This is a genomic window from Candidatus Frankia alpina (assembly GCF_902806485.1).
GTDB lineage: Bacteria > Actinomycetota > Actinomycetes > Frankiales > Frankiaceae > Frankia > Frankia alpina.
On the sequence record NZ_CADCWT010000521.1, the window covers coordinates 1 to 833 of the forward strand.

At 70.2% G+C, this 833-nt stretch carries 1 protein-coding gene; it reads right to left on the reverse strand.

The genetic code is table 11. The annotated features are described in order from the left end of the window. The coding region (locus G6R25_RS24310; RefSeq protein WP_163554688.1) for an ABC transporter substrate-binding protein at window positions 1-813 on the reverse strand (813 nt) is incomplete at its 3' end. Window positions 814-833 lie beyond the last annotated feature (20 nt).

The following is an 833-nucleotide window of genomic DNA, read 5'->3' on the forward strand; positions in this document are numbered from 1 at the left end:
GGCGGCCTCCGCGGGCGCGCCGTAGACGACGACGGCGGGCGGCGTGTACCCGCTGGCCTGGAACGCCTTTCCGAGACCCGCCCCCGCGCCGGGAGTCGTCGTCATGAGGACGACGTCGGGTGCGGCGGCGCGGATCGCCGCCACCGCGGCCGAGGGATCGGCGTCGCCCGGCTCGTACGGCGCGTTGGCCACGATCTGGTAACCGGCCTCCTCGCCGTACTCGGCGATGATCGAGTTCAGGTCGGTGCCGGTCGCGTCGTTGCCGTACAGCACGGCCACCCGTCGACGCTGTTGATCAGGCTGTTCGGCGTTGCGCAGCAGGGACAGGAAGGCGCCGCCGTAGTCCGCGGCGTCGGGCCCGGCCCGGAAGTACCAGCTCAGCCCGCGCTCGGTGAGTGCCGTCAGGGGGGCGTCGCCGCTGACGAACGGGGTCTGCAGCCGTTCGGCCCGCTGGCTGGCGTCCAGGGCATCGTCGGCGCCTAAGGCGCCGACGATGCCGGCCACGCCGTCACCGCCCGCCAGGGTCACCGTACCGTCCGCCGCGGCTTGCCGGTCGTCTTTGGTGTCTAACGTCACAATCGACAGTCGGGCGTGACCTGACGGTCCCCAGATTCGACCGGTGGAGTATCCGGAGCGGCTTTCTCCGGTGTTGATGAGCCGGCTGGCGAGTTCCGCTCCCCGTTGGGCATCGCGGCCGGCTTCGGCGTTCCCGCCCGTCAACGGAGCGAGAAGGCCGATCTTGACCTCCCCGGAAACCGCGGGTGGCCCGGGATTGAGCCTTTCCCGGTAACGTTTCGTCGCTTTGCGTGACATCAATGTCGTGTTGGTGTGTT